23 protein-coding genes are annotated in these 21,683 nt (G+C 72.9%); 10 read left to right on the forward strand and 13 right to left on the reverse strand.

The features are described 5' to 3' along the window. Window positions 1-10: 10 nt before the first annotated feature. Genes QP089_RS12555 through QP089_RS12590 form a run of 8 tightly spaced genes read right to left on the reverse strand, consistent with a single transcriptional unit; the run spans window position 11 to window position 7,160 of the window. Entirely contained in the window at window positions 11-760 is a 750-nt protein-coding gene (locus QP089_RS12555; RefSeq protein WP_285911714.1) for an SDR family oxidoreductase, read from the reverse strand. Window positions 761-796: 36 nt separating this feature from the next. Beyond that, on the reverse strand, window positions 797-2,281 hold the full coding sequence (locus tag QP089_RS12560; RefSeq protein WP_285911715.1) for an aldehyde dehydrogenase: 1,485 nt from the start codon (window positions 2,279-2,281) through the stop codon (window positions 797-799). Next, window positions 2,278-2,925, reverse strand: coding sequence for a hypothetical protein (locus QP089_RS12565; protein WP_285911716.1), 648 nt, complete (start codon window positions 2,923-2,925; stop codon window positions 2,278-2,280). The genes QP089_RS12560 and QP089_RS12565 overlap by 4 nt, the downstream gene beginning before the upstream one ends. A 9-nt stretch (window positions 2,926-2,934) precedes the next feature. Next, complete coding sequence (locus tag QP089_RS12570) at window positions 2,935-3,132, reverse strand: ferredoxin (RefSeq protein WP_285911717.1); 198 nt, start codon at window positions 3,130-3,132, stop codon at window positions 2,935-2,937. Between the two features lie 5 nt (window positions 3,133-3,137). Then, complete coding sequence (locus tag QP089_RS12575) at window positions 3,138-4,523, reverse strand: cytochrome P450 (protein WP_285911718.1); 1,386 nt, start codon at window positions 4,521-4,523, stop codon at window positions 3,138-3,140. Then, the gene (locus QP089_RS12580; RefSeq protein WP_285911719.1) at window positions 4,520-5,302 is read right to left on the reverse strand and encodes an SDR family oxidoreductase; all 783 of its coding nucleotides are present in this window, start codon (window positions 5,300-5,302) and stop codon (window positions 4,520-4,522) included. The genes QP089_RS12575 and QP089_RS12580 overlap by 4 nt, the downstream gene beginning before the upstream one ends. 2 nt (window positions 5,303-5,304) lie before the next feature. Beyond that, window positions 5,305-6,564, reverse strand: coding sequence for a cytochrome P450 (locus QP089_RS12585; RefSeq protein WP_285911720.1), 1,260 nt, complete (start codon window positions 6,562-6,564; stop codon window positions 5,305-5,307). After that, the gene (locus QP089_RS12590) at window positions 6,561-7,160 is read right to left on the reverse strand and encodes a TetR/AcrR family transcriptional regulator (protein ID WP_285911721.1); all 600 of its coding nucleotides are present in this window, start codon (window positions 7,158-7,160) and stop codon (window positions 6,561-6,563) included. The genes QP089_RS12585 and QP089_RS12590 overlap by 4 nt, the downstream gene beginning before the upstream one ends. Window positions 7,161-7,325: 165 nt before the next feature. Here QP089_RS12590 and QP089_RS12595 point away from each other — a divergent pair, with 165 nt between their 5' ends. Together QP089_RS12595 and QP089_RS12600 are read left to right on the forward strand one after the other, a co-directional pair. Further along, window positions 7,326-8,177: an LLM class F420-dependent oxidoreductase gene (locus tag QP089_RS12595; protein WP_285911722.1), complete on the forward strand. Its 852-nt coding sequence runs from the start codon at window positions 7,326-7,328 to the stop codon at window positions 8,175-8,177. A 63-nt stretch (window positions 8,178-8,240) separates the two neighbouring features. After that, window positions 8,241-9,500: a hypothetical protein gene (locus QP089_RS12600; RefSeq protein ID WP_285911723.1), complete on the forward strand. Its 1,260-nt coding sequence runs from the start codon at window positions 8,241-8,243 to the stop codon at window positions 9,498-9,500. Here the strand turns inward: QP089_RS12600 and QP089_RS12605 are convergent. After that, window positions 9,487-9,933: a MarR family winged helix-turn-helix transcriptional regulator gene (locus tag QP089_RS12605; RefSeq protein WP_285911724.1), complete on the reverse strand. Its 447-nt coding sequence runs from the start codon at window positions 9,931-9,933 to the stop codon at window positions 9,487-9,489. The genes QP089_RS12600 and QP089_RS12605 overlap by 14 nt on opposite strands. A gap of 143 nt (window positions 9,934-10,076) precedes the next feature. On the opposite strand from QP089_RS12605, the gene QP089_RS12610 reads away from it, so the two are divergent. Then, entirely contained in the window at window positions 10,077-10,457 is a 381-nt protein-coding gene (locus QP089_RS12610) for a DMT family transporter (protein ID WP_285911725.1), read from the forward strand. Between the two features lie 39 nt (window positions 10,458-10,496). Further along, complete coding sequence (locus QP089_RS12615) at window positions 10,497-10,817, forward strand: DMT family transporter (protein ID WP_285911726.1); 321 nt, start codon at window positions 10,497-10,499, stop codon at window positions 10,815-10,817. A gap of 100 nt (window positions 10,818-10,917) precedes the next feature. On the opposite strand, the gene QP089_RS12620 is transcribed toward QP089_RS12615, so the two are convergent. Then, on the reverse strand, window positions 10,918-11,277 hold the full coding sequence (locus QP089_RS12620) for a hypothetical protein (RefSeq protein WP_285911727.1): 360 nt from the start codon (window positions 11,275-11,277) through the stop codon (window positions 10,918-10,920). 556 nt (window positions 11,278-11,833) lie between these two features. Beyond that, on the reverse strand, window positions 11,834-12,829 hold the full coding sequence (locus tag QP089_RS12625) for a helix-turn-helix transcriptional regulator (RefSeq protein ID WP_285911728.1): 996 nt from the start codon (window positions 12,827-12,829) through the stop codon (window positions 11,834-11,836). Between the two features lie 273 nt (window positions 12,830-13,102). Between QP089_RS12625 and QP089_RS12630 the strand changes: the two genes are divergently transcribed. The 3 genes from QP089_RS12630 (at window position 13,103) to QP089_RS12640 (ending at window position 15,658) form a co-directional block, all read left to right on the forward strand. After that, on the forward strand, window positions 13,103-13,270 hold the full coding sequence (locus tag QP089_RS12630) for a hypothetical protein (protein ID WP_285911729.1): 168 nt from the start codon (window positions 13,103-13,105) through the stop codon (window positions 13,268-13,270). Between the two features lie 226 nt (window positions 13,271-13,496). Continuing rightward, window positions 13,497-14,120, forward strand: a complete 624-nt coding sequence (locus QP089_RS12635; protein WP_285911730.1) for a hypothetical protein — start codon at window positions 13,497-13,499, stop codon at window positions 14,118-14,120. Window positions 14,121-14,401: 281 nt separating this feature from the next. Further along, complete coding sequence (locus QP089_RS12640; RefSeq protein WP_285911731.1) at window positions 14,402-15,658, forward strand: oxygenase MpaB family protein; 1,257 nt, start codon at window positions 14,402-14,404, stop codon at window positions 15,656-15,658. A 116-nt stretch (window positions 15,659-15,774) separates the two neighbouring features. On the opposite strand, the gene sigJ is transcribed toward QP089_RS12640, so the two are convergent. Further along, on the reverse strand, window positions 15,775-16,707 hold the full coding sequence (gene sigJ / locus QP089_RS12645; RefSeq protein WP_285911732.1) for an RNA polymerase sigma factor SigJ: 933 nt from the start codon (window positions 16,705-16,707) through the stop codon (window positions 15,775-15,777). Window positions 16,708-16,888: 181 nt separating this feature from the next. On the opposite strand from sigJ, the gene QP089_RS12650 reads away from it, so the two are divergent. Then, a complete protein-coding gene (locus QP089_RS12650) occupies window positions 16,889-19,912 on the forward strand; it encodes a hypothetical protein (RefSeq protein ID WP_285911733.1) in 3,024 nt (1,007 codons plus the stop codon). Between the two features lie 90 nt (window positions 19,913-20,002). Beyond that, window positions 20,003-20,323 (forward strand): nuclear transport factor 2 family protein, encoded by a 321-nt coding sequence (locus QP089_RS12655; protein ID WP_285911734.1) that lies wholly within the window; start codon window positions 20,003-20,005, stop codon window positions 20,321-20,323. Between the two features lie 11 nt (window positions 20,324-20,334). Here QP089_RS12655 and QP089_RS12660 read toward each other — a convergent pair whose 3' ends face one another. Next, on the reverse strand, window positions 20,335-21,066 hold the full coding sequence (locus QP089_RS12660) for an HD domain-containing protein (protein WP_285911735.1): 732 nt from the start codon (window positions 21,064-21,066) through the stop codon (window positions 20,335-20,337). A gap of 154 nt (window positions 21,067-21,220) precedes the next feature. On the opposite strand from QP089_RS12660, the gene QP089_RS12665 reads away from it, so the two are divergent. Continuing rightward, window positions 21,221-21,661: a hotdog family protein gene (locus tag QP089_RS12665; RefSeq protein ID WP_285911736.1), complete on the forward strand. Its 441-nt coding sequence runs from the start codon at window positions 21,221-21,223 to the stop codon at window positions 21,659-21,661. Window positions 21,662-21,683: the final 22 nt, after the last annotated feature.

The following is a 21,683-nucleotide window of genomic DNA, read 5'->3' on the forward strand; positions in this document are numbered from 1 at the left end:
CCGTCCGCGCCTAGAGCCGGAAGGTCTGGCCGCCGTCGACGGCGATGATCTGGCCGGTCACCCACGAGGCGTCGTCGGAGAGCAGGAACTTCACCGCGCCGAGCATGTCCTCGGGCTGCCCGAACCGCTTGAGCGCCATGTTCTTCACCAGGTCCTTGGCCGCGTCGCCGGCCTGCACCCGGGTGGCCTCGGTGTCGGTCGGGCCGGGCGCGACCGCGTTGACCCGGATGTTCATCCCGCCGAGCTCGTGCGCGAGCTGCTGGGTCAGCCCGTTCACGCCGACCTTCGCCAGCCCGTAGAAGCCGGAGTAGAGGTAGGCGGCGGTGCTGGACTGGTTGACGATCGAGCCGCCGCCGCGCTTGCGCATCTCCCGGTACACCGCGCGGGTCATGACGAGCGCGCCGTTGAGGTTCACGTCGAGGAACTTGCGGTAGTAGTCCCAGTCGACGCTGATCAGCAGGTCGAACTTCATCGCGCCGTAGATGGCGGCGTTGTTGACCAGCGCGTCGATGCCGCCGAACTCGGCGACGGTCGCGTCCGCGAGGGCCTTGGCCGACTCCGGCGACGACACGTCGACCGGCACGAAGAGCGCCTTGCCGCCGTCGGCCCGGATCTGCTTGGCGACCTGGTCGCCGGCCTCGGCGTTGAGGTCGGCGACGACCACCGAGGCGCCCTCCGCGGCCAGCCCCTTGGCGTAGACCTCGCCGATCCCCTGGGCCGCGCCGGTGACGATGACGACCTTGTCCTGGAACCTGCTCACTGCTGCTCTCCGTATCCGTGGGGGGTGGGCCGGCGGTCAGGCCGGGACGGCCGTGGTCTTGGTCTCGAGGTACTCCTCGAACCCGGCCACGCCCATCTCGCGGCCGATTCCGGACTGCTTGTAGCCGCCGAACGGCGCGTCCGCGCCGAACCACAGCCCGCCGTTGACGCCGACCGTGCCGGTGCGGATCCGGGCGGCGACGGCCTTGGCCCGCTCCAGGTCGCCGGAGTCGACCGAGCCGGACAGGCCGTACGGCGACTCGTTGGCGATCCGGACGGCGTCGTCGTCGCCGTCGTGCGCGATGACCGTCAGCACCGGCCCGAAGATCTCCTCCTGGGCGACCCGGGCGGTGTTGTCCAGCCCGGCGATGACGGTCGGCTGGACCCAGAACCCGCCGGCCAGCTCGCCGTCCTGTTCGGCGAGCCCGCCGCCGGTGGCGAACCGTCCGCCCTCCTCGGCGGCCAGGCCGAGGTAGGACGTCACCCGGTCGCGCTGCGCCGCCGAGATGACCGGGCCGCAGATGGTGCCGGGGTCGGCGGGGTCCTTGGCGCCGAGCGAGGCCATCGTGGACGCGGCGATCTCCACCGCCTCGTCGTAGCGCGCCCGGGGCACCACCAGCCGGGTGGTGATGGCGCAGCCCTGCCCGGCGTGCACGGACGCCGCGAACGCGGTGCTGCCGACGACGGCCTTCAGGTTCGCGTCGTCCAGCACGATCGCCGCGGACTTGCCGCCGAGTTCGAGGAAGACCCGCTTGAGCGTCGGCGCCGCGGCGGCGGCGATGGCGCGGCCGGTGTTGGTGGAGCCGGTGAACGACACCATGTCCACGCGCGGGTCGGTGGTCAGCAGCGCCGCCACCTCGTTGTCGCGGGGCGTGACGACGTTGAAGACGCCGGCCGGGATGTCGGTGCGCTCGGCGAACAGCCGTCCCAGCTCGGCCGCCAGCCACGGGGTGTCGGGCGCGGGCTTGAGCACCACGGTGTTCCCGGCGGCGAGCGCCGGCCCGATCTTGGCGAGGTTGATCTGGTTCGGGAAGTTCCACGGCGTGATCGCGGCGACCACCCCGACCGCCTCGCGGTGCACGGTGCGCCGCGACTTGATGCCCATCGTGACGCCGACGCCGAGGTCGGTCTCCCACGCGTAGCCCTCGGCCAGGTCGATCGTCCACTTCAGGCTCTCGACCGGGGTGTCGAACTGCGGGCCGTTGACGAAGAACGCGGGCGCGCCGGCCTCGGCGATGGTGAGCGCCCGCAGCGCGTCGGCGTTGTCGAGCAGCGCCTGGTGGAACTGGCGCAGCACCCGGATCCGCAGCGCGCGGTCGGTCGCCCAGCCGGACTCGTCGAACGCCCGGCGGGCGGCGCCGATCGCGCCGTCCACGTCGGCGGCCGTGCTGTCGGGGGCGCGGCCGATCTCCTGCCCGGTCGCCGGGTTGAGGATCGGGTAGGACGCCCCGCCGCTCGCGCCGCCGAGCTTGCCGTCGACGTACTGCTGAGCCGGCGGGTTGGCCGGAACGCGCTCGGTCACTGTGCCGCCTCCGGTGCGTCGTTCGGCGCCTGCGTGATGTAGTCGCCGCGCTCGACGGGCGGCGGCCACAGGGTCGAGGGCATCTCGTCGTAGTGGTAGTGGCCCGGGACGTCGTGGCCGGCGACCTTCATCCGCTTCTGCAGCGTCTCGGGCGCCTTGCCGGAGTTGATGATCTGCATGAACGTGTGGACGGTCGACGGCATGTCGAACCAGTCCCGCTGCCAGGCGATCTTGATCTGGCCGGCGTCCGCCCCGGCCGTCTGCCGCTCGACGCCGAACCACGAGCCGCCGATGCCGAGGATCTCGAACTCCCGGCCGGTCGCGTCGTCGGTGACCCCGGACCGCTGCTTCCAGAACCCGACGATCATCGACTTCTTCTCGTCGATGACCGTGACCTGGTAGTCGTAGTGCCAGCCGTCGAGGCCGTCCATCTCGATGCCGATCGCCCAGTCCCGGATCTGGTCGCGGCCGACGGCCATGAAGTGCTCGTCGGGGCTGTACATCCAGCCGTAGGTCGCGTCCTCGGCGTACCACTCGGCCATCATCCGCCAGTCGCCGGTCCGCTCGGCCTCGCGGTTGATCGCCAGCCAGGAGTCCCAGAACCCCTCGATCTCGGCGCGGGTCAGCCCGCCGTCATCACTCACGTCGTCCCCTCAGTCCTCTTCGATCGAAAGCGCGAAGGCCGGGCAGTACTTCACGGCCGTGGCCACGTCCTTGCGGCGGGACTCGTCCGGGTGCTCGTCGAGGATCTCGACCACGTCGTTCTCCTCGTCGAACCCGAACACGTCGGGCGCCTCTCCCTGGCAGAGCTGGTGCCCTTGGCAGATGGTGGTGTCGGCGACGACGCGCATGCCGCTCACCGCCCCGCCCGCCGGCGGTACCTCACCCGGCAGGGCTGCTTGAGCTGGATCACCATCTTGGTGAAGTCGTCCTGGTAGGAGTCCAGGGGCTGGACGGCCTCGAAGGTGAAGTCGCGCAGGACGACGGAGAAGATCGCCTTCATCTGCATCATCGCGAACGCGTTGCCGACGCAGCGGTGCCGGCCGGCGCCGAACGGGATCCAGGTCCAGCGGTTCTGCAGGTCCTCCTGCCGGGGATCGATGTAGCGGCCGGGATCGAAGTCGCCCGCCTTCGGGAAGTCCTCCTCGATCCGGTTGGACACGCGCGGCGACGCCGCGAGCATCGTCCCGGCGGGGATCGTCTTCCCGAGCAGCTCGAAGTCCTCGCGGACGAGCCGCATCAGGATGATCAGCGGCGGGTGCAGCCGCAGCGTCTCCTTCAGCGCCGACTCCAGCACCGGGATCGACCGCAGCGCCTGGAACGACACCTCGGTGCCGTCGGCGTACAGCGCGTCCAGCTCGGCGACCACGTCCGCGAGCACCCTCGGGTTGCGCAGCAGCTCGATCATCGCCCACGACGCGGTGCCGCTGGAGGTGTGGTGCCCGGCGAACATCATCGAGATGAAGATGCCGGTGATGTGGTCGGCGCTCATGTCCAGCGAGATCAGGACGTCGAGCAGGTCGCGCTCCTCGCGCGGGACCTTGCCGCGCTCCTTGCGGCGCTCGATGATGCCCTGCACCAGCGCGACGAGCTTCTCGCGGGCGGCGTCGCGCATCCGGAAGCTGTCGATATCGGCGTACGGGTCGACGTAGGCGATGGCGTCGGTGCCGCGCTCCAGCTCGTGGTAGTGCTTCGCGAACGAGCCGTCCAGCTCGTCGCGGAACGGCTTGCCTACCAGGCACGCGGACGTGGTGTAGATGGTCAGCTCGGCGAAGAAGTCCAGGAGGTCGATCTCGCCCTCGTCGCCCCAGCCGGCGACCATCCGGCGGATCTCCGCCTCGATCGTCCGCGCGTGCCCGCGCATCATGTCGCCGCGCAGCGCCTGGTTCTTCAGCATCTGCTGGCGCTCCTCCGGCGAGGCGTCGAAGACGACGCCCTTGCCGAAGATCGGCGTCATGAACGGGTACGCGGCGGCCTGGTCGAGCTGCTCGTCCGGGGCGCGGAAGAACATCTCGTTCGCCTCGGCGCCGCTGACCAGCACGACGTCCTTGTCGGCGAGCCGGAACCGGCCGACGTCGCCGCACTCCTCCCGGACGCGGTGGAACAGGCCGATCGGGTCGGCCCGCATCTCCGGCAGGTGCCCGGTGCCGCGGATGATCTCGGGCACCTCGGGGCTCTGATCGTCGAGGACCGTGCTCACCTCGGGGATCCCGGCGAGCCGATGACTCTCGGTGGCGGTCATGGCTTCTCCTCCACGGGCGCTTCGGGATTGACGTCGAGCAGGCTCAGGTGCACGCCGCGCGGCGCGCCGACGATCGTGGCGATCGCGTCCGCGTGCGCCCTGGCCTTGAGGAAGTGGGGGTGGCGGGCGAGTCCGAAGCGGACCCACTGGTTGAGCACGAACGCGGCCTCGTCGGTGTCCCAGTCGGTGCCCATGCCGCTCCACGTCGGCCCCGGGCGGACGATGGAGGCCCGCACGCCGGTGCCCTCCAGCTCCATCTGCAGCGCGGTGACCATCCCTTCCAGGCCCCACTTGCCGGCGGAGTAGGCGGACATGAACGGCCGGGGCTTGACGGCGACGTCCGACGAGACGAACACGATGTCGCCGCGCCGCCGTTCGACCATCGCGGGCACGAACGCCCGCGTGACCCGGTGGGCGCCGACGAGGTTGAGGTCGATCTCCCGTCCGAAGCGCTCGGAGCTGACCTCGATGGTCGCGCCCGGCGCGACCAGGCCCGCGTTGCTGACCACGACCTCGATGTCGCCGAGGTCGGCGGCGGCCTTCGCGGCGAACTCGGCCACCGAGGCGTCGTCGGTGACGTCGAGCGCGTGCGCGACCGCCTCGCCGCCGTCGGCGCGGATGGCCGCGGCGATCTCCTCCAGGGCGTCGACCCGGCGCGCTCCGAGCGCGACCGGGTGCCCCGCCGCGGCGAGGGCCTTGGCCGTCTCCGCGCCGATGCCCGACGACGCGCCCGTGATCACCGCGGGACGCCGTTCGGGATGCTCGTACTTCTTGGCCACCGTCAGCCCTTCCGCTCGGTGAAGCTCACGGGGAGCCGCGCGAAGCCGCGCACGCTGGTGGAGTGCACGCGGACGGCGCGGTCGGCGTGCACGTGGAAGTCCTCCACCCGCCGGACCAGCTCGTTCAGCACGACGCGGGCCTCCAGCCGGGCGAGGTTGGCGCCGAGGCAGAAGTGCTTGCCGGAGCCGAAGCTGAGGATCTGGCCGAGCTCGTCCTTGGGCCGGTGGATGTCGTACACGGTCGGGTCGGCGAAGACCCGGTCGTCGCGGTTGGCCGAGCCGAGCAGGATCAGCGCCTTGGACCCGGCGGGGATCGTCACGCCGTGCATCTCCACGTCGTCGACGACGTAGCGGGCGAGCATCTGGCTGGAGGTGTCGTGCCGCAGCGTCTCCTCGATCCACACCGTCACCAGCGGCGCCGGGTCGTCGGCCGCGGCGAGCACCTCGGCCTTCTGCGCGGGGTGCGCCGACAGGTGGAACAGCGCGTTGCCGAGCAGCTTGGTGGTCGTCTCGTTGCCGGCGACCACCATGAGGAACAGGAACGCGATGATCTCGCCGTCGGTGAGCCGGTCGCCGTCGATCTCGGCGACGGTGAGCGCGGCGGTGAGGTCCCCGGCCGGCTCGCTCGCGGCCCGGCGCTCCTTCACCATCGCCGCGTAGTAGGTGAGCAGCTCCCCGGCCGCCTCCATGCCGGCCGGGGGGACGTCGCGGACGCCGTCCTCGCGGTGCACGACCAGGTCGGCCAGGCGGCGGACCTCGTCCCGGTCGGCGCGCGGCACCCCCATCATCTCCGAGATGACGTCCATGGGGAGCTTGCCGGCGAAGTCGGTGATCCAGTCGGCCTCGCCGCGCTCGGCGTTGGCCGCGAAGGCCCGCTCCAGGTACTGCTCGGTGAGCCGCTGGATCTGCGGCTGGAGCTCCTTGACCCGGCGCGGCGTGAACGCGGCCGACACCAGCCGGCGCAGCCGGGTCTGCCGCTGCCCGTCGAGGGCGAGGAAGCTCATCACCCGGTGCGCGTCGGGGCTCCACGCGCTCGCGTCGAGGGAGACGCCCATCCGGTTGGAGAACCGCGCGTCGTCGCGGAGCACCTCGAACACGTCGGCGTGCCGCGAGACCACCCACAGGTCGTCCCGCTCGGCGTGGAAGACCGGCGCCTCCTCGCGCAGCCGCCGGTAGAGCGGGTACGGGTCCTCGTGGAAGTCGTAGTCGTAGGGGTCGAAGACCAGGTCGGCGGGAGCCGCCGTGTCGCGCGGAGCGCTCATTCGTTGCCTCTCATGATCACTTCCACGGCGGAGACGAGCCGGTCGGCGATCTGGTCATAGGTCAGCAGGCCCATGCCCGCCTGGAGCAGCGCGCCGGTGAAGGTGAGCACGAGCACCTCCAGCACGGCCGGGTCGGCGGGCGTCCCGGAGGTCCGGGGCCCGGCGAGGGCGGCCTCGAAGCGCGCGTAGAACTCCCCGCCGATGCGCAGCCGCAGCCGCGCGACGTCGGGGTCGCCGCCGAGCAGCGCCGGGGTCACCGCCGCCGCCAGCTCCGGTTCGGCGACGATCCGGGCCGTCAGCGCCCGGACGGTCGCCTGCAGGCGACCGGTCGCGCCGGTCCCCGCGGGCGCGCCGCCGCCGTCCTCGTTGAGGTGCCGCCAGAACAGCTCGGCGAAGAGGTGGTTCTTGGACGAGAGGTAGGTGTAGGCGGTCGCCGGCGAGACGCCCGCGCGCTGGGCCACGGTCCGGATCGTCAGCGCCTCGTGCCCGACGGCGCGCAGCTCGGCGAGCCCGGCGGCCATGAGGTTCTCCACCGTCTCGGCCTGCCGCGCGTTGAGACCCTGCCGCAGCGCGGGACTGGTCACCTGACTGGACATGTGTCCACCGTAACCGCGGGCGAGCGTCCGGGCAATAGCCGCATCCAGATCGAGTTCTTGGTTCTCCGCCGGGAGGCGCCCCGCCATCGAGATTCCCCTCCCGTTCGGCGGACATGTGTCCAGTCACTATTCCAGAATCGCTAGAACACGTTCTAGCATGACGCCATGCGCAACGGAATCGTGCTCTTCACCTCCGACCGCGGCATCACCCCGGCGGCCCTCGCGAAGGCCGCCGAGGAGCGCGGCTTCGACACCTTCTACGTCCCCGAGCACACCCACATCCCGGTGCGCCGCGACGCGCTGCACCCGACCGGCGGCGAGGACCTGCCCGACGACCGCTACACGCGCACCCTCGACCCGTGGGTGTCGCTGGCGACCGCCGCCGCGGTGACGCGGCGGATCGGCCTGGCGACCGCGGTCGCGCTGCCGGTCGAGTCCGACCCGATCACGCTCGCCAAGACGCTCGCGACCCTCGACCACCTGTCCGGCGGCCGGCTGACGATCGGCGCCGGCTTCGGCTGGAACACCGACGAGCTGGCCGACCACCACGTCCCCGCCGCCAGGCGCCGCACCGTCCTCAAGGAGTACCTGGAGGCGATGCGGGCCCTGTGGACGCAGGAGGAGGCGTCCTACGACGGCGAGTTCGTGTCGTTCGGGCCGAGCTGGGCCTACCCCAAGCCGCCGCAGGGACGGATCCCGGTGATCGTCGGCGCGGGCGGCGGCCCGAAGACCATGGCCTGGATCGCCCGCCACGCCGACGGCTGGATGACCACGCCGATCGAGACCGGCATCGGCGCGAAGGCCGCGCTGCTGCGCAAGGAGTGGGCCGACGCCGGCCGCGCGGGCGAGCCCGACGTGCGGATCCTCGTCGCCAAGAAGCCCACCCCCGACGACCTCGAGGAGTGGTCCGCCGCCGGCGCCTCCGAACTGATCTGGGGCGTACCGGACGCCGACGAGGGCACGGTGCTGAAGTACCTGGACAGGACCGCCGGCCGGCTCGGCCTCACCGCGCCCTGACGCCGCCCGCGAGAACCCATTTCACTTTCGCCGTTCATGACGGCGCACCAAGGAGACCGGTAGATGAGCCACCCGTCAGCGATACCGCCGAGCCGCTACGCCGGGCTGTCCCGGGAGGAACTCGCGATCATCGTCCCCGAGTTGCTCCTCATCGGGCAGCTCATCGACCGCTCCGGAATGGCGTGGTGCATCTCCGCGTTCGGCCGCGAGGAGATGGCGCGGATCGCGATCGACGAGTGGGCGGCGTCCAGCCCGATCTACACCCGGCGGATGCAGCGGGCGCTCGGCTACGCCCCCGAGGTCCCGGGCAAGGGCGACATCCCCACGATCTTCAAGGGCCTCCAGCTCGACATCGGTGCCCCGCCCCAGTTCATGGACTTCCGCTACACCGTCCACGACCGGTGGCACGGCGAGTTCCACCTCGACCACTGCGGCGCGCTCATGGACGTCGAGCCGATGGGCGAGGAGTACGTCCGCTCCATGTGCCACGACATCGAGGACCCGACCTTCGACGCGACCGCGATCGCGACCAACCCGAAGGCGCAGGTCCGCCCGCTCCACCGCCCGCCGCGGCGGCCGGCCGACCGGCACCCGCACTGCGCGTGGACGGTCACCATCGACGACTCCCACCCGGACGCGCAGGGCACCCCGCTGCTCGCCGTCAACGAGCGCTCCCGCGCCGCGACCCTCGGCCTCGCGCCGATCGACCCGTCCGACGAGGGCCTCGCCGACTACTCCGGCCCGCTGCTGTCCGACCTGGACTTCGCCGCGTTCTCCCGCTCCGCGCTGGCCCGGATCGCCGACGAGGTGTGCCTGCAGATGCACCTGCTCGACCACGCCTTCGCGCTCGCCGTCGCCGAGCGGGCCGCCGACGCCGGCGCGCTGCTCCGGATCCGCCGCAAGCAGCTCGTGGGCATCGCCGGCATCGCCGCCGAACGGCTCGCCCGCGCCCTGGGCCTGCCGGGCGACGCGGAGGGCGCGGCCCGCCTCCTGGCGGTCCACCCGCTCCTCAACCCGTCGGCCTACGTCGACGCCTCCGTTGACGGCGCGACCGTGACCGTCCGCCCGTCGGCCGCGCACGAGGACGGCGCCTGGATCTCCCTGTGCGGCCCCGACTGGACGACCCCGCTCCAGGCCGTCGTCCGCGCCGCGGACCCGTGCCTCGACGTCGAGGTCACCGGCCTCGGCGACGGATGGCGGCTGACCGTCGTCCGCCGCGACGAGCCGATGCCCGAGCCCGACGAGGTCGCCGTCGTCCGCTTCAGCACCGGCTCCGCCTTCGCCTTCCAGCCCCGCCGCTCGCTCCCCATCACTCCCGTGTGATGCCGCGCAGGACGGCGGCGAGGCCGGCGTCCTCGTCCAGCGCCTCGGTGAGGGTCTCCTCGTAGGTGGGGCGCGCCTGCTCGTAGCGGGCGCGTCCGGCCTCGGTGATGACGGTGTACACGCCGCGCTTGTCGTCGGGGCACAGGTCGCGGTAGCCGAACCCGGCGCTGTCGAGCCGGCCGACCAGCCGCGTCACCGAGCTCTGGTTCAGCCCGAGCCCGCCGGCCAGCTCCTGCATGCGCAGCTCGCCGTCGGGTGCCTGCGCCAGCAGCGCCAGCGCGCGGTACTCCGACAGGCCGAGGCCGTGCCGGCGTTGCAGCGCGGCGCCCAGCCGCTGCTCGACCCGGGCGTGCAGGGCCAGCACCCGCCCCCACATCCGCGCGTCCGGCGAGGCTCCGAGATCGGTCGTAGAGGGCTGGGACATGGCGGGCATGGGACGCACCTTTCCGCGCAAGGGATCGTGGCGGCATCGCTCGCCCGCCGCGATCCGGGGTTGACGCAAGCTTACTTGTACATACATACTCTTGCCCAGCCAGAACTTGCATATACATGCAAATAAATCGGAGGGTTCCTCTCATGGCCTGGATCTACCTGCTCGTCGCCTCGGTCTTCGAGGTCGTCTTCGCGCTGGCCACCAACGCCACGCACGGCTTCACGGAGCTCGGCCCGTCGCTGCTCACCGCCGCCGCGGCCGCCGGCGGGATCTACTTCCTCGGCCAGGCGCTCAAGACCCTGGACGTCGGCGTCGGCTACACCGTCTGGACCGGCATCGGCTCCGTCGGCACCGTCGTGCTCGGCACCGTCATCTTCGACGAGGCCATGACCGTCTGGAAGGCGCTGGCCTTCGTCCTGATCATCGGCGGCGTCCTCGGCCTCAAGCTCGCCGACCGGCTCGCCCGCGACGGCGACCCCGCCGCCCCGCTCGCCCGCGACGGCGACCCCGCCGCCACCGCCTGACCCGTCCCCGACCACCCCTCACGCAAGGAGTACACCGCCATGGCCTGGGCCTACCTCGCGCTCGCCGTCGTCTTCGAGATCGCCTTCGCGCTCGGCACCAACGCCACCCGCGGCTTCACCCGCCTGTGGCCGTCCGTGCTGACCCTGCTCGCCGCCGCCGGCGGCATCTTCACCCTCAGCCTGGCCCTGCGCAGCCTCGACGTCGGCGTCGGCTACACCGTCTGGACCGGCATCGGCTCCATCGGCACCGTCCTGTTCGGCGCCCTCATCTACCAGGAGAAGATCACCCTGCCGAAGCTCCTGTCCTTCGCCGCCATCATCGCCGGCGTCCTCACCCTCAAGCTCGCCGCCGGCGCGTGACCCCCTCCCCGAACCCGGCCCCCTCGGCGGGGCCGGTTCGCGGGCACAGGGTCGAGGCCGTCCGGCGCCGGCCTTTGATCCCGCGCTCGGGCGGGCGGGGTCAGGGGAGCCAGCGTTGGGCCGCGTCGGCGCAGTCTTCGGGGGTGGTGTTGAAGGCGATGGCCGCGCCGGGCGCGTGCCGCCGGACGAGATTGACGACCCTCTCGAACAGGTCGAGCAGGGGCTCGTGGGTGCGGATGCCGCCGCCGATCACCACGCAGGCGTGCTCGGCGCGGGTCAGCGCGTCCGTGATCGCGCCTTCGGGGTCGTCGTCGAGGTCCACCAGGCACCAGTCGGCCTCGATGCCCCGCTCCTCGAAACGGGCCCGGCCGCGCGCCAGCGCCGCCTGGACCGGCTCCGGGTCCCAGCCTTCGAGCTTGGCGGGATCGACACCGATCACCAGCACTCGTGTCGCTGCCATGTGTCCTCCTGCGAGATCGCCTGGCGTCCGGGCGCCGTCCTCGCTCTTCACTATCCCTTGGCAGGGTCCTCTTCACGGCCATATCGTCGACGGCTCCCTGGCTGGAGGTGGCCGCGTGGGTGTGCGGTGGTCGGCCGCGCCTGTGGAGCTGCCGGGCGCGGTGCGATACACGCTGGTCACCGTGGACGAGCCCACCGACCGGTGGGACGTCACGGTGGTCGTTCCCCCGGCCGGCGACCGCGGTCTTCTTGCCACCCGGCGCCCGCGCGACCTGACGCCCACCAGCGCGGCACCCGGCTACCACCTCGGCGAAACGCCCTTCGGGACCGGCGGCGCCGGCGCGATGCTCGACCTGATCCGCGACGTGATCGCACCGCACGTTGAGGCGGCGCACGGACTCGACCCGTCCGACCGCGGGCTCGCGGGGTTCTCCCTGAGCGGGCTGTTCACCTGCTGGGCATTGGTGTGCCGGCCGGAGGGGTTCCGCAGGTTCCTGGCGGTGAGCCCGTCGCTGTGGTGGGACGACCATCTGCTGCTCGACCGGCGCCGGGCGCCGTCACCCGCGGTCTGCTGCACCTGTACCGGACCGGCCGGGGGTGACCTCGGCCATCGCCGCGAGGCGGCGGGCGAGGCGGGCGGCCGCGTCGCGCAGCTCCGGCGGCTCCAGCACCTGCGTCTCGAAGCCGAGCCGCGACACGTGGACGGCGATCCATTCCAGGTCGTCGGCGGCGACGGCGAGCACGCACCACCCGTCGCGATCGTCCTCGACGCGTCCCACCTGGGGCGGGACCAGCTCCCGCACCCGGTCGGACGGGGCGTGCAGCCGCACCCGCGCGAGATACCGGTACGGCGCCTCGGCCACCGCCCGCTGCACGTAGGCGACCGGGTCCGGGTGCTCGCCCGGAGGGAAGTGCCAGGTCGTCGCCGTCACGTCGCGCATCCGGTCCAGCCGGAAGGTGCGCCAGTCGCTGCGGTCGACGTCGCGGGCCATCAGGTACCAGCGGCGGCCGGTGGCGACCATCCGCACGGGCTCGACCGTCCGCTCGCGTTCGGCGCCGTCGCGGCGGGCGTAGCGGAACCGCACCCGGACGGCGTCGCGGCAGGCCCGCGCGAGCGTGACCAGCAGCTCCGCGTCGATCTGGACGCCGGGGCCGACGAGCGTCTCGGTGGCGCCGTGCACCGCCCGGACCTCGGCGCGCAGCCGCGGCGGCATCACCTGGTCGAGCTTGGCCAGCGCCCGCAGCGCCGCCTCGCCCGCGCCCGCGACCGTCTCCCCCGCCGCAAGGCGCAGGGAGACCGCGGTGGCGATCGCCTCCTCGTCGTCCAGCAGCAGCGGCGGCAGCCGGGTGCCCGCACCGAGCCGGTAACCGCCGCCGACGCCCGCCGCCGCGTGCACCGGGTAGCCGAGCGTCCGCAACCGCTCCACGTCGCGGCGCACCGACCGGTCCGTGACGCCGAGTTCGGCGGCGAGCTCGCCGGCCGTCCAGGACGGCCGGCGCTGCAGCAGCGCCAGCAGCCGCAGCACCCGCTCGGTCGTCCCCTCCGCGGCCACCCGCCCATGCTTCCACAGGGCACCGGACGAGGGCGCCGACCGCCTTTGTCAACCACCTCCGCCGCAGCTTGGCGCTTTCCGCGAGGGCAGGTTCTGTGACGGCCCGGTGATAAACGGACAGTCGCGCGTCATCGACGGAGCGTCATGGCGTCGGGAGGGCGTACCGCCCTGCCCCGCGGGGCCGCCTGCCGCCGCCGACCGGCGGGCGGCCGCGCCGCCGGCAGACCCCGCCGCCCCGTTCACCGCACATGCGCCGCAGGAGGCCACAGCACCATGGACGACATCGCGATCAGCGCCGCTCCCGTCATCGTCGGCTGCACCGCCTCGGCGTGCGATTGCCCGGGATGCCCGACCTGCGGGGGGAGCGGCACGCTCCCCGGCGGCCGCACCTGCGGGACGTGCGGCGGCTCGGGGCGCTGCTCCCACGGCGGCGGCCGCTGAGCCCCGTCCGGCCGCGGAGGAGGGGTTCGAACCAAAGGTAAAGGAACCTTTACCTTGGACGCCGTAATCCCGTTCGGATAATGCCGCTAGCTGCCATTACCCGGTCCTCCAATAGCGCGGCCGATCCGTTACGGAACGCGACCCCTCGGCGCCGCCTTGACCCTTGATCAACTTGCGTTAACGTCGCCTCGACAACACATGACCCTCTCAGCAAAGTGAAGCCGACATGCGCGAGCATCAGTCGCCCGGCCGCCCCGCGCAGGGGCGGCCGGACGACCCGGCACCGAGGTCCGCCGGCGACGGCCGTCCGGCCGACCTGACCACCGCCTTCGAGGTCGGGGAGTGGCGGGTGGCGCTGCGCTGGCCCAGGTCGGGACGCGGCGGGCCGACCGAGCTGACGATCCGGCCCCGGCCGGGCGCCGACCCGTTCCGGACGGCCGAGGGCATCACCTCGTCGGTGCTGCGCTCCATTCCGGTCGGCAGGCTCACGCAGAAGATGAGAAGGACGTCGCAGCACGGGCGCGACGACCTCGTGCCGGGAACCGGCGAGCGCGCCGACGTCGTCGCCGACCGCATCCGCGCGATCGCCGAGCAGGATCCGACGCCCGGGAGAAAGGGTCGTCCGGACGAATTCTTCGCGCTGGTGGCGGCGCTCTATATATGGAATGTCGACCACCGGTTCTCGAATCCCGTCCAGCAGATCGCCGAATCCTGCGGGTCCACCTGGCGGGCGGCGGCGAACTGGGTCCGGCTCGCGCGCAGGCGGGGGTTCCTCACCGAGGGGCGCGAGCGCCGGCCCGGCGGGGAGCTGACCCCCGAGGGGCTGCGCGTGCTCGCCGCCGCCGGCTGACCGTCCCGTCCTGACGAGCGCTCCCACCCCCGTTGGCGCCGCGCGGCGACCGCGGAAGTTCACCATGTCGTCAGCAACTATTGGCGGAACGCCAATAACGGTCTAGTGTTCCGGGTGGCTCACCGGAAACCCGGGTGTGTCCCTTGCCGCGACGGCCGACCGGGCCGCGCCTCGTGCGTCCGCGCGGCGGACCACCGGCTTCCCGCGTGCCGACGGCGGGCCGCGACGAGGCGTCACCGCGTGTCAGGAAGGTGCTCTCGGCCCCGAGGAGGAGCGAAGGCATGGACAGATCCGGCAGCGACAAACCCAGCAGGCGCAGCGTGCTGATGGCCGGCGGGACGCTCGGCGCGCTCGGCGCGCTGACCGTCGCGACCCCCGCGCGAGCGAACACCCTGTGGACGTGGTCGCCCCAGGGCTCGGTCGTCGGGCGCGGCGAGGGCGCCGACCCCAAGTGGGTGTGGGACGCGGAGGCCGACCCGCTGGTCGCCTCACTGATCGACCGCGGCGACGTGCCGAAGGTCAACGAACTGCTCAAGACCTGGACCAAGAACGGCCAGGCGCTGCCGGCCGGGCTGCCCGCCGACGTGCGCGACTTCGTGGAACGTGCCCGGCAGCTGCCGGCGTGGACGGACCAGGACAAGCTCGCCAAGGCGTTCGAGTTCAACCAGAAGCGCGGGCTGTACCTCGGCGTCACCTACGGCTTCGCCAGCGGGATGATGAGCACGGCCATCCCGCACGAGGCGCGCGCCGTCTACTACTCCAAGGGCGGCGCGGACATGCGCGACCGCATCACCAAGACCGCCAAGCTCGGCTACGACATCGGCACCGAGAAGGCCTTCCAGCCCGACGGCGAGATGATCGTGACCTGCGTCAAGACGCGGCTGGCCCACGCGGGCGTGCGGCACCTGCTGCCCAAGTCCCCGTACTGGACCAAGGTGGCCGACGAGAAGATCCCGATCAGCCAGGCCGACATGATGGTCACCTGGCACAGCCTGCCCACGACGGTCATGAAGCAGCTCACCAAGTGGAAGGTGCAGATCCCGGACGACGAGTCGGCGGCGTTCCTGCACTCCTGGCAGCTGGCCGCGCACATGCTCGGCATCAAGGACGAGTACATCCCCAAGTCGTGGGACGAGGCCAACGCCCAGGCCGCGCAGGTCCTCGACCCGATCCTGGCGCCCACCGACGAGGGCATCAAGCTCGCCGACATCCTGCTCAACCTCGCGGCGTTCATCGACGGCGGCATCCTCACCAAGCACATCCTCGGCGCGCTCACCCGCTACGTGCTCGGCGACGAGATCGCGACCTGGCTGAAGATCCCGAAGGAGCCGGTCTGGGACCCGGTCTTCGAGAACCTCTGGCCGCCGTTCGTCGCCGTCCGCGAGGGCGTCCTCGACATCACCAAGGCGCCGAAGGAGCTGCGGGAGTTCTACTGGGTGTTCGACGAGATCATCCGGCAGGGCGTCCTGCTCATCCTGTCGGGGGCCGACTACCCGATCAGCATCCAGATCCCGACGACCAACAACCCCAACTACTGACCGGTCACCGCGCCGCCGGGCCGCCCCCTCACCCGGGCCCGGCGGCGCGGTCGCACGGTCGTCAGGCGCGGTCGCACGGTCGTCAGGCGCGGTCGCGCGGTCGTCAGGCGCGGTCGTCAGGCCGCCGTCCAGAGCCGGAGCTTGTCGGGGTTGCGCACCGCCCAGATGCGCGTGATCCGGTCGCCGGCGACCTCGAAGGCGATCACCGCGAGGCCCGCCCCGTCCGCGCCGACCACCAGGCCGGGCTCCCCGTTGACGGTGCGCTCCGTGATCGTCGCGCCCGGCGCCCGTCCGGCGAGGTCGACCAGGAGGCGCGCGATCTCCCCGGCGCCCTCGACCGGCCGGAGCACGGCGCTGGCGCGGCCGCCGCCGTCGCCGACCGCGACGGCCGCGGGGTCGAGGAGCCCGATGAGCGCCCCGACGTCCTTGGCCTCCCACGCCTTGCGGAACTCGCGGACGACGCCGGCGCGCTGGGCCGCCGGCGTCGCCGACCCCCGTCCCGCGCGGGCACGGCGCCGGGCCGACGAGGCCAGCTGCCGGCACGCCACCGGCGAGCGCCCGACGATCTCGGCCACCTCGGCGAACGGGAAGCGGAAGACGTCGTGCAGGACGAACGCGACCCGCTCGGCCGGCGTCATCGACTCGAGCACGACGAGGAACGCCATGCCGACCGACTCGTCGAGCGTGACCCGGTCGGCCGGGTCGGCGGGCTCGGCGGCGGTGCCGCCCGGCCGCCCGTCGCCCCACTCCGCGGTCCCCGGCAGCGGCTCGGGAAGCCATTCGCCCACGTAGCGCTCCCGCCGCGCCCGCGCAGAGCCGAGCAGGTCCAGGCAGACCCGGCCGGCGACCTTCGTCATCCAGGCGCCGGGCGAGGCGATGGCGTCCCGCTGCTCGGGGGACATGGCGTACCAGCGGGCGTAGGTCTCCTGGACGACGTCCTCCGCGTCCGACATGGAACCGAGAAGCCGGTAGGCGAGACCGATCAGCCGCTCCCGCTCACCTACGACCGGCCCCGCCGCGCCCCCGGCCGTGTCGGACCCTGTGCTCATGCCGCCGTCCCCTCGCTCGCCATCCTCCCTCACCTTCCTGACGAAACACCCACCCGAAATGTGAGCCGCCGCCTCTGCTCGACGCCGCTAGCTCGGCCGCTGTGTGCAGGACGCCATGTACGGGCGCGCAAAGGTCTGCTTACCGTGCAGACACAGGTGTGGTCACTGAGGGAGTCCAAGGGTGCGTTCCGCCGGCCGGGTCCCGTGGCCGCCGGCGGACGGCGGGATGCCGACGGGGAGGCCTGGGCCGCTGGTTCCGGCCGGGCCGTTGCGCGACCTGCTGACCGCCCAGCGCACGCGCGGTGGCCTGCACGGTTACCGGCTCGGCTCGTACGTCCCGCCGTTGCCCGAGATCCACATCGAGCAGCGGGTCGGGTCTGGGACGGCGACCGTCAGGGACGCCCTGGAGCACGAGCGGCATCTCTTCCTCGTAGCGGGTCCCGGCGGCGGCAAGTCCGCAACCGTGTCGATGCTGGCGGCCGAGTCCGCGACCCACTGGCTGGAGGCCCGCCGCGGATGGCACGGCCTGCGGGCACGGCGCAAGGCGCCGTTCGGCGGGGCCGTCGCGGTCGTGCTGCCGGCCACCGCCGCCGCCGACCCCGTCGCGCGCGACCTTCCGGAGGCGCTGGCATTCGCGCACCTGCCGCCCGACGGCACCCCCGGCGACCTGGCGGAACTGCGGGCGCTGTTCGCCCGGCGCCCGCTGCGCGGCGTCCCCTGGCTGGTCATGATCGACGGGGTGGACGAGGTCGCCGGCGCCGCGGCCCGGCGGCTGCTGGCCGGGCGGATCGAGGGGGTACTGCGGGCGGGCGGCCGCGTCCACCGGATCATGGTCACCGGCCGCCCGCTGCCGGACGGCCGCGCCGTCGACCTCGCCGCACCCGAAGTGCGGACCCTGCGGCTGCGGCCGTTCGGCCCTGCCGAACTGCGGCGCTTCGCGGACGCCTGGTTCGCGGCGCGGCTCGACATTCCGGAGGCCGCCGGACGGGCCGCGGCGGGTCTCGCCGACGCCGTCCAACGGGTGCGCCAGGAGGTGCTTCCGCTGGTGGCGGTTGTGGCGGCGCTGCTCTACGAGATCGAATCGGAACCGCGGGCGGTGCTCGACCGCAGCGCGCTGTTCCGCACGTTGGTGTCGGTGCTGCGCACCGGCCGCCGCTCCGCGCCGCCGCAGCTGACCTCGCAGGTCGACGTCCCGGAATGGCTCACCGGCCAGACCGAAGATCTCGTCGGCGTGCTCGCCGCCGCCCAGGTCTCCGAGAGCCGGGCCGGGGTGATGGACGTGGCGCGCGTGTGGGCGGCCGAGACGGCGCCGGACGAACCGGAACCGTCCACGGCGACGCTGCACGCGCTGCTCACCGGCGCATCGCTGTTCGACGTGGCGGAAGGCGAGCCGGTGTTCCTGGATCGCGGCATCGCCGAGTACCTCGCCGCCGGGTCCCGGGAGTTCGACGAGGACCGGTGGCGCGCCGAGATGCGGGAGCCGTCCCGCCGGAGTCTCGCGCTGTTCACCCTCGCCCGGCGCGGGCCGTCCGCCGAGGAGGTCGTGGACCGGTTGCTGTCCGGACCCGATCCGGATCCGGTGACCGCCGCGCACGTCGTCGCCGACGGCGCCGCCCGGGAGCGTTGGGATCGTGTGGTCGGCGTGCTGGCCGAGCGGGTGGCCGCCGGGCAGGTGGAGTGCCTGCCGCCGTTGCTCGCGCTGGCGCCGGCGGCGGACGTCCATGCGCGGCTGGCCGCCCTCGTCCAGGAGGCGCTCGCGTCCGCCCCGCCGCACCCGGCCGCCCTCCGGCTGGCGCGGCGGCTGCTGACCGACGCGTCGGTCGCCGTGCCCGTCCGGCTCGCCGCGGCCGAGGCCCTGCTCGGCAGTGAGGGCGTGCCCGTCCGGGAGGTGCTGTGCGACCTCGCCTGGAACCCCGACGTCCCGGACACCGACCGGCGCCGGGCACTCGATCTGCTCGCGGGCGCGCCGGACGGCCTGGCCCGTCTACTGGACGCCGCGGCCGACACGGACCCCTCGCTGCGCGTCCAGGCCCAGGGAGCACTGGGCCTCGCCGAAACCGCCGCCCTGCGGAACGTCGCGACGGCCGCCCCCCGGCTCGACCACCGCCTCCCCGCGGCTCGCGCTCTGCTCTGGCGCGGAGAGCCCGACGGCGCCGAGATACTCGCCGGAATCGCACTGGACGGCACGGTGGACGCCCGGCACCGCGCGGAAGCGGCGCGGGCTCTGTTGAGCGACGCCCGGGCGGTCGAACCGGCGCTGCTCGCCCGGCTCGTCACCTGCACCGGCCTCTCCCGGGCCCAGCGGGCGATCGCCCTCGAACTGCTCGACGCGCGCGGCACGGCGCTGACGGCGTTGTGCGCAATCGCAACGGACCACAACGTCACGCCGCCGCTGCGTACGGCGGCAGCGGTAAGACTCCTCAAGGACGACCGGGTGGAGCGGGTACCGCCGTCCGTCCTGGAGGCGCTCGCCACCGACACCGGGATCGACGCGTGGCTGCGGCACGGCGCCGTCAGGCGGCTCGGCGCCGGCGTCCACGTCCGGCTGGCGCTGGACGAAGCCACCGACCCGCAGACCCGGGTCTGGACGCTCCCCGAGGCGTTCGAGGCCGCACCCAAGGCCCGGCGCCGCCTCGAACAGATCGCGCTGAAGCTCGCCTTCATCCCGGAGCTGGCACCGGAATCGCGGCTCCAAGCGCTGACCATGCTGTCGGCGCCCCCTTCGCTCCGCCTGCTGCTGAAGGTGGCCGAGATCGCCGAACGGTCCCCCGGCACCGTCCCCGACGAGTTCGCGGACCACGCCGCAGGCCAGGTCGCCGAAATGCTGGAGCAGGCGTCGGACGACTCCGCACGCACCCTGCTCCTCGCTCCCAGGGTCGCGGAACGGATCCGCGCCGTGGCCCTGGAGAGGCTGCTCCGCAGGTTCCCCCGTCCCGTCGCCGACCTGGTGCGCGACGTCGTCCTCGGCGCGGACACGCCACCGGAGCTGCGCAGGCTCGCGGCCGAGACCGCCCTCGGCCGCCCGGCCACCGAACCGCTCCTCGCGCTGGTCGCGAGCGGACGCCTGGATCGCGGGACCTGGCTGCCCGCCGCCCTCCGCGAACCCGGCGCCGGGACGGCGCTCGCCTGGGAACTCGTCCGAGACCCGCGGACCGTCGGGCGCTCGGCGGTGATCACGGCCTTGTGCGAGTCGGAACTCGCGTAGAGGCGCGGCCGGCGGGGTAGATCATCGTCACTGTCCGTGACGCCGCGACGTCCGTGCGCGTGCCGGCGTCCTCCCGCGAAGGAGCGGTCCGTGATCCCTGCCGACGAGCTGAGCGAGCCCGCCGTCCGCGCGCTGGTGAACGCGATCAACGCCAACGACGTGGCGGCGTTCCGCGCCGCGCTCGCCGACGGCGCCACGATGAGCGACGACGGGAACGAGCGCGACCTGGGCCAGTGGGCCGACAGCGAGATCTTCGGCGCCAACGGCCACATGGAGGTGGAGTCCGAGGACGACGGCGGGCGCTCGCTCGTCGCCCGCTACCGCAACGACACCTGGGGCGAGATGCGCACCCGATGGCACTTCGACGTGAGCGACGGCAAAGTGAGCCGATTCGAGACCGGCCAGGCCTAGCGCGCCGGGGGCTAGGAGGCGGCGCGGGACTGGAGCGTGTGGCCCTGGAGGATCGCGTCGAAGCGCTCCTCGGCGCGGTCGAGCTGCCCGGTGATGTGCCGCTTGACGGGGTCGGCCAGCGGGGTGTCCGGGCGGGCGATCAGCTCTTTCAGCTCGGGCACGAGCGGCCGGTACTTGCGGGCGAGCTTGCGGACCTTCGGCCCGGTGGTGTGCATCAGCCCGACGCCGTTGTCGGTGAAGTCCGAGACCTTGATGATCCGCGCGGCGGGGTGACGGTCCAGGTTCGCGGCGACGTGCGCGCGGTACTGGGCGTGGACGTCGCGGCCGCGGTCGTAGACGGGGTTCGTCACCGCGCGGACGAGGCCGGCGACGCGCGGCCCGAACTCGGCCTCCAGCACGCCGAGGGCCGCTTCGGCGGGATCGTCGTGGCCGTCCCCGGCCAGGTCGGCGGGGTGGTCCTCGACGGAGTCGTGCAGCAGCGCGGCGACGAGCACGTCCACGTCGTCCACCCGGTAGTGGCACATGACGCGCAGCGTCACGCGGAGCAGGTGGTTGATCGTGGGCTCGCTGACCCGCCGGTCCTGCCGGTGCAGGTCACTGGCCAGGGCCAGGGCGGTGCTGAGGCGCCGCCAATCCGGTTCCGGGAAGCGCAGGATCTCGCGCGCGAACCGGTCGCGGAGGCCGGCCTCGCCGTACACCGCGGTGATCGTGTGAAGCGGAAGGGTCTCCAGAAAGCCGGGCACCGTGCTCCCCTCTCGCGGGAAGGAGTCCCCCGGGCGGAGTGTGCGGTCCGTTCCCGCGTACCGATCGGACGCGGCCGGTGATCACCCGGTTCCTGGCGATAGGGCAGGATCGGTCCGGCATGTCCCGGTGCCGGACCCCGGAAGGACGATTCGGATGGCCTACTCCCTCGCCGACTTCCCCGACCTGGTCGGCAAGGAGCTGTTCTGCTCGGACTGGGAGCTCATCGGCGGCGCCGACGAGGAGGCGTTCCGGCACGCGACGTTCCTGCGCGAGGAGTTCATGGGCCGGCCGCAGTCCGGGGGCGGCGGGTCCGGCGAGCGGACGGTCTCGGGGTTCCTGCTGCTGTCGATGCTGGTGGCGTTCCACAAACGGGAGCTGGACCTCGGCTCCGGCGGGCTGAACTACGGCGTCGACAAGGTCCGCTTCCTGCGGTCCGTGCGGACCGGCCGGCGCGTCCGGGTGCGCGCGACGCTGCTCGACCTCCAGGAGAAGGACGCGGGGACGCGCGTCCTGACCCGCAACGAGCTGGAGGTCGAGGGCGACGGCTCCCCGGCGATGGTCGCCGACTGGATCACGTTCTTCCCGAGGCGCTGAACCGGGGCGCGCGGGTTCCCAC

The organism is Actinomadura opuntiae (assembly GCF_030283205.1).
GTDB lineage: Bacteria > Actinomycetota > Actinomycetes > Streptosporangiales > Streptosporangiaceae > Spirillospora.